We start from the raw sequence: 9,354 nt of genomic DNA, 5'->3' as shown, positions 1-9,354 counted from the left end.
CCCCCTGACCCCGCCCCCCCCCCCCCCCCCCCCCCGCGGCCCCCGCGTCCGGCGCCCGGCCCGGCCGGGAGTTGGACCGTGCCGGGTCCTGGTGGACACTGTCGCGTCGCCCGCGTCGCCCGCGTCCCCAGGCAGGAGCCCGCATGAGCACCGTCCCGACCCCCGCGTGGCGCCCCGCCGAGGGCGAGCGCCGCGCGCGGGACCTGTTCGCGTCGACCTTCCGCACCGCCCCCGGCGGGACGTGGTCGGCGCCGGGACGGGTCAACCTCATCGGCGAGCACACCGACTACAACGGCGGGCTCGCGCTGCCGATCGCCCTGCCGCACCGCACCTACGCGGCCGTGGCGCGCCGGGACGACGACGTCGTGCGGCTCGTCTCCGCGCAGGAGCCGTCGGGCGTGCACCAGGTCCGGCTGGCCGACGTCGCACCGGGGACCGTGACGGGCTGGGCGGCGTACGTCGTGGGCGTCGCGTGGGCGCTGCGGCAGGCCGGGCACGACGTCGGCGGCTTCGACGTCGCGATCGACTCCTGCGTGCCGTCGGGTGCCGGGCTGTCGTCGTCCGCGGCGCTCGAGGCGTCCGTCGGGGTCGCGCTCGACGCGTCCTTCCGGCTGGGCCTGGCCGGCGGGGTGGACGCCACCGGTGCGCCGACCGACGACGCGGGACGCGCCCTGCTGGCCGACCTGTGCGTGCGCGCCGAGAACGAGATGGCCGGCGCGCCCACGGGCGGGATGGACCAGGCCGCGTCGTTGCGGGCGCGTGAGGGGCACGCGCTCCTGCTCGACTGCCGTGACGGCGCCGTGCGGCACGTACCGTTCGACCTCGCGACGCACGGCCTCGCCCTGCTCGTCGTCGACACGCGCGCCCCGCACTCCCACGTCGGTGGCGAGTACGCGCAGCGCCGCGCGGCGTGCGAGGACGCGGCACGGCACCTGGGCGTCGCGTCGCTGCGGGACGTCGCGGACGACGCGCGCGGCGACGCGTGGGCGCTCGAGGCGCTCGCCGCCGCGCCCGACGGCGCGGTCCTCGTCCCGCGCGTGCGGCACGTGACGTCGGAGATCGCGCGCGTCGCGGCGTTCGTCGACGCGCTGGGCTCCGGTGAGCCGGCCGCCGTGGGACCGCTCATGGACGCCTCCCACGCGTCGTTGCGCGACGACTACGAGGTGTCCTGCCGTGAGCTCGACGTCGCGGTGGACGCGGCGCGCGCCGCCGGCGCGCTCGGGGCGCGCATGACCGGCGGCGGGTTCGGCGGCTCCGCGATCGCACTGGTGCGGGCCGCGGACGTGGCCCACGTCGCCGATGCGGTCGCCGCGTCGAGCGCCGCGCACGGCCTCGCCGCACCCGCGTTCGCGGTCGCCGTGGCGGGACCGCCCGCGGCCTGACCTGCGACGCCGTCCACCCGGGGGACGACCGGCGTACGACCGGGGACGGACGCGGCCCACCCGTGCGCGCCGCTAGCCTCCCCACGTCGGGCGGGCGTCATCGGCGACCGCGCTCGGCCTCATCGACCCGAGGAGCACACCGCAGTGGTACGCCGTTACGTCTTCCCCGCGCTGCGGATCCTCGTCTGGGCGGTCATCGCGGTCGCGCTCGTGCGCATCGCCTTCGCCGGCGCCGACGTGACGACCCAGGCCTCCGGCGCCGAGCCGACCGGTCAGGTCGTCGAGCCGACCGTCGAGGCGACGACGGCGACGATCACCAACGCCGTGACCGTGCGCGGCTCGGTCGTCGCGGACCCGGCCGTCCCGGTGCGGGCGACGCTCGCCGGCACGGTCGCGAAGGTGCTCGTCGCGGACGGGCAGCACGTCGACGCCGGCACCCCGGTCCTCGAGGTGCGCCAGGAGACCCCGCAGGACCCGGTCACGCGGACCGACCCCACGACGGGCGAGACCACCGTCACCGAGCGCAAGCCCAAGGTCGTGGTCGAGCAGGTGACCGCACCCGTCGGCGGGACCCTCAGCCTCCCGACCCTCAAGGACCAGGTCGTCGCGGTCGGCGACACGGTCGGGCAGGTCTCGCCGGGGACGCTGTCGGTGTCCGGGACGCTCACGCCCGATCAGCAGTACCGGCTCGTCGGGGCCCCCGGCGAGGCGCAGGTGACGCTCAAGGGCGGACCGGCGCCGTTCACGTGCACCGGCCTGAAGATCGGCGCCGCGGCCCAGCCCGCGACCGCGCCCGACCCGCAGGAGGCGACCACCACGGTGCCGTCGGGCACGGTCTCGTGCGCCCTGCCGGGCGACGTCACCGCGTTCCCCGGCCTCGGTGCGGACCTCGAGATCGTCAACGGCACGGCCGCCGACGCGGTGGTCGTCCCGGTCACGGCCGTGCAGGGCACCGTGCAGCGCGGCAACGTGTGGGTCGTCACGACCGAGGGCTCGGAGCCCGAGGAGCGGTCGGTCGGCCTGGGCCTGACCGACGGCGAGGTGGTCCAGATCACCGAGGGTCTCGCGCTCGGCGACGTGGTGATGCAGTTCGTGCCCGTGCCCGGCGAGGAGCCGCAGTGCGACGACCCGAACCTCGACCCGGCGGCGTGCGAGGGATGAGCCTGCTCGAGCTCACGGGGGTGACACGGTCGGTGCGGCTGCCCGACGACCGGCTGCTGGAGATCCTGCGCGGCGTGACGCTGAGCGTCGACACGGGCGAGCACGTGGCCGTCGTCGGACGCTCGGGCACCGGCAAGTCGACGCTGCTCAACATCCTGGGGCTGCTCGACGCCCCGACGGACGGCGAGTACCTGCTCGAGGGCGTGCCGATCGGGCGGCTGTCGGCACGTGAGCGCACGCGGCGCCGCGGGCGCGACTTCGGCTTCGTGTTCCAGCAGTTCAACCTGCTGCCCGGGCGCACCGCGCTGGAGAACGTGGCGGCTCCCCTGATGTACGCCCAGGGCCGGCAGTTCTGGCGCCGCACGACGCTCGCGGCACAGATGCTGGACCGCGTCGGACTGGGCGACCGGCTCGACACCATGCCGGAGAAGCTCTCGGGCGGGGAGCAGCAGCGCGTCGCGATCGCCCGGGCGCTCGTGCGCGGGCCGCGCGTCATCCTGGCGGACGAGCCGACGGGTGCGCTCGACGTCGAGACGGGCCAGGAGGTCATGGGGCTGCTCGACGAGATCGCGTCGATGACGGGCGCGGCCCTCGTGACCATCACGCACGACCTCGCCGTCGCGGCCCGCGCGCAGCGGCACTACCGGCTCACCGAGGGCGTGCTGGTGCCCGTCGACCTCGGCGGTGCCGGCCACGAGTGGGTCGGCGATGTCCCGACGCTCCCCGGCGCCCGGCTCCCCGTGAACCCCGGCGCGGTCGCCGGGGTCCCGGAGCTCGCGCGCCCTGTCCCTGCGCAGGTCGAGCCGTGACCGGCCTGGTCGGCGCCCTCGTCGAGGCCTGGGACGAGCTGCGGCTGCACAAGCTCCGGGTGCTGCTCGCCCTCATCGGCGTCGCGGCCGCCGTCATGGCGATCACGGCCGTCACGGCCGTCGTGCAGATGCTGACCCAGGCCTACACCGAGGCCGGCGAGCGCAGCATGGGCCGGCAGGTCACGATCACCATCGACGCGTACCCCCGCAGCGAGCAGGCGGCACCCGCGTCCGAGCTCGACGCGACCTACGCGGTCGCGCTCGAGCGCTACGGGATCACCTGGGCCACGCGCGACTGGTACACGTCCGTCCCCTTCCGCTTCCCCGACGGCACGCGGCAGGTCGAGGTCCGCGCGGTGGACCCCGACCTGGGCACCATGCAGCGCGTCGGCGTCGACGAGGGCCGGTGGTTCACCGACGCCGACGTCGACTCCTACGCCCCGCGGCTCGTCGTCAACGACGTGTTCCTCGAGTCCCTGGGGGCCGGTGGGCTCGAGTCCCACCCGACCGTGCTGCTGGGCGACGAGACGCCGGTGCGCGCCGTGATCGTCGGCGTGACCGCCCGACGGTGGCCGGGCGAGATGGCCTCGGCGATCGTCCTGTACGACCAGCTCACCCGCTGGTACACCCCCGAGACCAGCGACGGCTGGGGCCAGCCGGTGCCCTCCCTCAAGGTCTGGGTGCCGCCCGAGGCCGCCGACGACCTGGCGCCCCTGCTGCGGCGGGACGTCGCCGCCGTGCTGCCGGGCTGGGACGTCCAGGCCTACGACAACCGCGACACCGGCACCGGCGCGCTGGACGGTGCCGCCCGCTGGGTGGCGTTCGGCGTCGGCGCGTTCGCCCTGCTGCTCGGCGGTCTGGGGCTGGTGAACATCGCGCTGGTCACGGTGCGCCACCGCATCCGGGAGATCGGGATCCGCAGGTCGTTCGGCGCCACGTCGGGCCGCATCTTCTTCGGCGTCCTCATGGAGTCGGTGGTCGCCACGGCCGTCGCCGGGCTCGTCGGCGTCGTGCTCGCGGTGGCGGTCATCAAGAACGTCCCGGTCGACACCCTGTTCGGCGGCGGGATCCAGGACCGGCCGCCGTTCCCGGTGTCCGCGGCCCTCGTCGGCATGGCCTGCGCGACGGGTGTCGGCGCCCTGGCGGGCCTCATCCCCGCCACCGTCGCCGTCCGCGTCAAGGTGATCGACGCCATCCGCTACTGAGCCGAGCGGTCCGAGGAGACTCCCTACCGGAGTACCCCAACCTTCCGGCGGGTGTCATCCCACCGGGCACGCAAGGTCATCCCGCGGTCGGACCCGGGGCCCTGCCGGCCTTCGCTATCGTCACGTCTGCGCCCGTCGAACGCCCCCTGACTTCTGTCATCGACCCCCTCGAAAGGCACCCTGATGCGTCGCTCACCCGCACTCCCGGCCCTCGCCGCCACCGCCGTGGCGCTCGTCCTGGCGGGATGCACCGGCGGCACCTCGGCCGCCTCCGCCGACGACGACGGCCCGATGACCGCGTTCTTCGAGAAGGTGGGCGGGTCGTACGAGGACGAGGACTTCGAGAAGCAGCAGCGGGAGGTCGAGGAGCTCGTCGCCACGTGCATGGCCGAGCAGGGGTTCGAGTACTCGCCCAACGACCCGTCGAGCTCGCGCGGCATGGACCCCGACGACATCCCCGAGTGGGACTCGAAGGAGTACGCCCTGCAGTTCGGCTACGGCGCGACCACGAGCGACGAGCTGTACGGCGGCAGCGAGGAGTGGGTGGACCCGAACGCCGACTACATCGCGTCGATGTCCGAGGGTGAGCAGACCGCGTTCTACGAGGCCCTGTGGGGCGCGAGCCCGGAGGTCGACCCCGAGGCGGACCCGGACGCCGAGGTCGAGTACAACTGGGAGGACGGCGGCTGCCAGGGCAAGGCGTCGCACGAGGTGTACGAGCAGGACCAGATCTGGGACGACCCCGCCTTCGAAGCGATGTCGGAGGAGATGAACTCCGAGTACGAGACGCTCGCGGACGACCCGGCCCTCGGCGAGGCGCAGGCCGAGTGGGCGGCGTGCATCACGAAGGCCGGCTACGACTACGCGAGCCCGGACGAGGCCCAGCAGAGCATCTTCGACGAGCTCAACGCCCTGTACGAGGCGGCCGCGCCGGACCCCGAGGCCGAGCCCGACCCCGAGGCGTCCTACGAGCCCGACGAGGCAGCCATGGCCGAGCTGAAGAAGAAGGAGATGGCGCTGGCCGCCGCGGACTACGAGTGCAAGGAGTCGTCCGGCTACATCAAGGCCCAGAAGACGGCCAGCCGTGCGCTGGAGGACCGCCTGTGGGAGAAGTACGGCGAGCAGCTCGAGGCCATCGCCGCGAAGCGCACCCCGGCCAAGTGACGACGGAGCCGGGACCGAGGACGACATCGTGAGCAGGATCTCCACCCACGTCAGCGGCGGACGCCGCACCATCGCCGTCATGGCCGTCGTCGCGGTCCTGTGCCTGACCCTCGGGATCCTGCTCTCGCGGCTGATCATCTCGCCGGGGCAGGCGGCGGCGAACGCCGCCCCGCCCTCGGCGGGTCCCATCACGGTGCCCGTCGAGAGCCGGGTGATCGGCAACGAGGTGGTGCTGCGGGGCGACGTCGGCTACGACGACGCCGTCGACCTGACCATCGAGACGGGCGACCTCGGCGGTGCCGCGGTCGTGACCGGGCAGGTCAAGGAAGTCGGCGCCACGGTCGACCCCGCCACGGTCGTGCTGGAGGTCGTCGGCCGGCCGGTCATCGCTCTGCCGGGTGACCTGCCGACCTACCGGACGCTGCGCTCGGGCGTCTCCGGACCCGACGTGCAGCAGCTCAAGACGGCGCTGCGTGCGGTCGGTCTGGACGGCGGCGACCCCGGCGGTGCGACGTACGACGCGGCCGCCGCGGCAGGCGTCCGCGCGCTGTACCAGAAGGTCGGCTACGAGCCACCGACCGGTGGCGAGGAGGTCCAGGAGGGCGTCAAGGCCGCCCAGGAGGCGGTCACGGCCGCCCAGTCGGAGGTCCGGACCGCGGAGTCCGCGGTCGGTGCCGCCGCCCGGGCGTCCGCCGGCTCGTCGGTCACCGAGCTCGACGGGCAGGTGCGGGTCGCCGAGGCGCGGGTCGCCTACCTGACGGAGCAGTGCGCGCAGCCGTTCGACCCGGACAGCCCCGCACTCATCGACTGCACGCCGCCCGCGCGGGTCGAGGCCGACGCCCAGCTCGCGACCGCACGCGCGGCGCGAGCCGCAGCGGACGTCCCGCCCGACACCACGGCGGAGCGCGAGGCCGTCCGGGCGGCCAGGGACCGTCTCACCGCGGCCCGTCTGGCCCTCACCGAGGCGCAGTCCACCGCGCTGACCCCCCTGCCCGCCACGGAGGTCGTCTACCTCCCGTCGCTGCCGCGTCGCGTCGACGCCGTGTCCGTCGAGCGCGGCGGGGTCGTGCAGAGCAAGTTCATGAGCGTCTCGGGCGCGACCGTGCAGATCACCGCGTCGGCGTCGCGAGCGGACGCTGACCTCATGTCGCCCGGTACCGCCGGCGTCATCAGCGTGGACGGCACCGACGTGCCGGTCGCGGTGGCCGAGGTCACCGAGCCGGACGCGGCTGCCGCCGCCGGCGGCGGCGAATCCGGCGACGCCAAGAAGCCCGCGGGCGACCGGCGCACCGTCGTGTTCACGGTCGGCCCCCTCACGGCCGAGCAGCTGGCGTCGCTGCAGGGCAGCAACGTGCGGGTCCGCGTGCCGGTCAGCTCGACGGACGGCGAGGTGCTCGCCGTCCCGCTGGCAGCCCTCACCGCGGGTCCCGGTGGCGAGAGCCGGGTCGAGCTCGTGAAGGACGGTGCGAGCAGCCTCGTCGAGGTCACGACCGGGCTCGCCGCCTCGGGCTTCGTCGAGATCACCGGGTCCAAGCAGCCGCTCGAGGCGGGTGACCTCGTCGTCGTCGGCATCTCGCCGAAGGACGAGGAGGTCGGCACCGACGAGGAGACCGAGGACGCCGAGCCGGACGCCGGGACCGAGGAGGACGCGTGACCGTCCTCGACCTGCTCGACACGCCGCAGGGTGGCGTCCCCGACGACCCGGGCGAGGCGCCCCCCGTCGTCGAGCTGCGGGCCGCCGAGCGCCAGTTCCCCGGCGAGCCCCCCGTGCACGCGCTGTACCCGGCGGACCTGCAGGTCCGCGCGGGCGAGTACCTGTCGGTCGTCGGACCGTCCGGCTCGGGCAAGTCGACGCTGCTGAACCTGCTCGGGCTGCTCGACCGGCCGTCGGACGGCGAGTACCTGCTGGACGGCATCCCGACCGCGCGTGCGGGGGAACGCGACCGCGCCGCGCTGCGCGCGCGGCACATCGGGTTCGTCTTCCAGGCCTTCCACCTGCTGCCGCACCGGACGGTGCTCGAGAACGTGCTGCTCGCGACCATCTACAGCGGTGTCCCGCGCGCCGAGCGGCGCGACCGCGCGGTCGCCGCGCTCGACCGCGTGGGCCTGAGCCACCGGCTGGACTTCCGTCCCACCGTCCTGTCGGGCGGTGAGCGCCAGCGCACGGCCGTCGCGCGCGCGGTCGTGTCGCAGCCGCGCGTCCTGCTGGCCGACGAGCCGACCGGCAACCTCGACTCGGAGAGCTCGTCGGCGGTGCTCGAGCTGTTCGACGAGCTGCACGCCGGCGGCCTGACCCTGCTGGTCATCACGCACGAGGACGACGTCTCGTCGCGCGCCCAGCGCCGTGTGCGCATCACCGACGGCCACCTGCGGGAGATCGCATGACCGCCGTCGCGCAGCACGTGCCGCGCGCGGACCGGTTCGGCACGGCCGACCTGGTGGCCGAGGCGGCCGCCGGCATCGGCGCCCGGCCCGGCCGTCTCGTGCTGACGATCCTCGGCACGGTCCTCGGCATCGCGTCCGTCGTCGTGACCGTCGGCCTGGCGCAGACCGCGGCGGGGCAGATCAACAAGCAGTTCGACGCCGTGGCCGCCACGCAGGGCCTCGCGAGGCCGGCCACGAGCAGCGGCTTCGACGGCGCCGAGCGCGCCCTGGGCGCGCTGCCGTGGGACGCCCCCGAGCGGGCCGAGCGGCTCAACGGCGTGGAGGCCGCCGCCCTGGTGTCCGAGCTGGACCTCGGCGACCTCGACGTCACCGCGGTGCCGGTGCACGACCCGTCGGCCGCCCGCTTCTCGAGCCCCGCCGTCATGGCGACCAGCCCGGGCGCGCTGGCGGCGCTCGACGGGCGCGTCGTGCAGGGCCGCTACTTCGACTCCGGGCACGACGCACGCGGCGACCGCGTGGTCGTGCTCGGCGTGGACGCCGCACGACGCCTCGGCGTCACGCGCGTCGACCGGCAGCCGTCGATCTTCATCGGTGAGCGCGCCTACCAGGTCATCGGCATCGTCGACGGCGTGGTGCGGCGCACGGACCTGCTGTCGGCGGTGATCCTGCCGAACGGCACGGCCCGCACCGACCTCGCGCTGACGACGCCGCAGGAGCTGCACCTGCACCTGGCCGTGGCCGCCGGCCCGGTCGTGGGGACCCAGCTGCCGACCGCCCTGTCCCCGAACTCCCCCGACACGGTCGACGTGCAGATGCCCGCGGGACGCTCGTCGGTGCGCCAGAGCGTCCAGGCGGACATCAACGCGATCTTCCTCGCGCTCGGCGGCGTCGCGCTGCTCATCGGCGGCGTCGGCATCGCGAACGTGACGCTGCTGTCGGTCCTCGAGCGGGTCGGCGAGATCGGCCTGCGCCGCGCGCTGGGTGCGACGCGACGCCAGATCGCCGCGCAGTTCATGGTCGAGTCGGTCGTCGTCGGGATGCTCGGTGGCCTGGTGGGCGCGGCGCTGGGCGTCGCGGTCGTCACGATCGTGTCCGCGGTCTCGGAGTGGACGCCGATCCTGGACCTGCGCATGGTCGGGGTCGCGGCCCTCTCGGGTGGCCTCATCGGGCTGCTCGCGGGCCTCTACCCGTCGATGAAGGCCGCCTCGATCGAGCCCATCTCGGCCCTGCGCGGCGGGGTCTGACGGG

The 9,354-nt window shown here is 74.8% G+C and carries 8 protein-coding genes; all 8 read left to right on the top strand.

Annotated elements, in window-relative coordinates:
- The first annotated feature begins 143 nt into the window (after positions 1-143).
- A complete protein-coding gene (gene galK, locus H9657_RS09200) occupies positions 144-1,382 on the top strand; it encodes a galactokinase (RefSeq protein WP_191782601.1) in 1,239 nt (412 codons plus the stop codon).
- Between the two features lie 144 nt (positions 1,383-1,526).
- Positions 1,527-2,543, top strand: a complete 1,017-nt coding sequence (locus H9657_RS09195) for an efflux RND transporter periplasmic adaptor subunit (RefSeq protein ID WP_191782599.1) — start codon at positions 1,527-1,529, stop codon at positions 2,541-2,543.
- Entirely contained in the window at positions 2,540-3,352 is an 813-nt protein-coding gene (locus H9657_RS09190; RefSeq protein ID WP_191782597.1) for an ABC transporter ATP-binding protein, read from the top strand. Before H9657_RS09195 ends, H9657_RS09190 begins: the two co-directional genes overlap by 4 nt.
- Positions 3,349-4,557 carry an ABC transporter permease gene (locus H9657_RS09185; RefSeq protein ID WP_191782596.1) on the top strand — a complete coding sequence of 403 codons (1,209 nt, stop codon included), beginning with the start codon at positions 3,349-3,351 and terminating at the stop codon, positions 4,555-4,557. Before H9657_RS09190 ends, H9657_RS09185 begins: the two co-directional genes overlap by 4 nt.
- Positions 4,558-4,740: 183 nt before the next feature.
- The gene (locus tag H9657_RS09180; RefSeq protein ID WP_191782594.1) at positions 4,741-5,721 is read left to right on the top strand and encodes a hypothetical protein; all 981 of its coding nucleotides are present in this window, start codon (positions 4,741-4,743) and stop codon (positions 5,719-5,721) included.
- Between the two features lie 28 nt (positions 5,722-5,749).
- The gene (locus H9657_RS09175) at positions 5,750-7,375 is read left to right on the top strand and encodes an efflux RND transporter periplasmic adaptor subunit (protein ID WP_318241393.1); all 1,626 of its coding nucleotides are present in this window, start codon (positions 5,750-5,752) and stop codon (positions 7,373-7,375) included.
- Entirely contained in the window at positions 7,372-8,106 is a 735-nt protein-coding gene (locus H9657_RS09170; protein WP_318241392.1) for an ABC transporter ATP-binding protein, read from the top strand. The genes H9657_RS09175 and H9657_RS09170 overlap by 4 nt, the downstream gene beginning before the upstream one ends.
- On the top strand, positions 8,103-9,350 hold the full coding sequence (locus H9657_RS09165) for an ABC transporter permease (protein ID WP_191782592.1): 1,248 nt from the start codon (positions 8,103-8,105) through the stop codon (positions 9,348-9,350). Before H9657_RS09170 ends, H9657_RS09165 begins: the two co-directional genes overlap by 4 nt.
- The last annotated feature ends 4 nt before the right edge of the window (positions 9,351-9,354 follow it).

Origin of the sequence: Cellulomonas avistercoris, assembly GCF_014836445.1 — a bacterium.
Lineage (GTDB): Bacteria > Actinomycetota > Actinomycetes > Actinomycetales > Cellulomonadaceae > Cellulomonas > Cellulomonas avistercoris.
The sequence above is the reverse complement of the archived record's forward strand: the minus strand, read 5'-3'. Positions and strand labels throughout refer to the sequence as shown.

Coding starts and splice junctions, on each gene's coding strand:
- galK (WP_191782601.1), top strand. CDS start 144: ATGAGCACCGTCCCGACCCCCGCGTGGCGCCCCGCCGAGGGCGAGCGC.
- H9657_RS09190 (WP_191782597.1), top strand. CDS start 2,540: ATGAGCCTGCTCGAGCTCACGGGGGTGACACGGTCGGTGCGGCTGCCC.
- H9657_RS09180 (WP_191782594.1), top strand. CDS start 4,741: ATGCGTCGCTCACCCGCACTCCCGGCCCTCGCCGCCACCGCCGTGGCG.
- H9657_RS09165 (WP_191782592.1), top strand. CDS start 8,103: ATGACCGCCGTCGCGCAGCACGTGCCGCGCGCGGACCGGTTCGGCACG.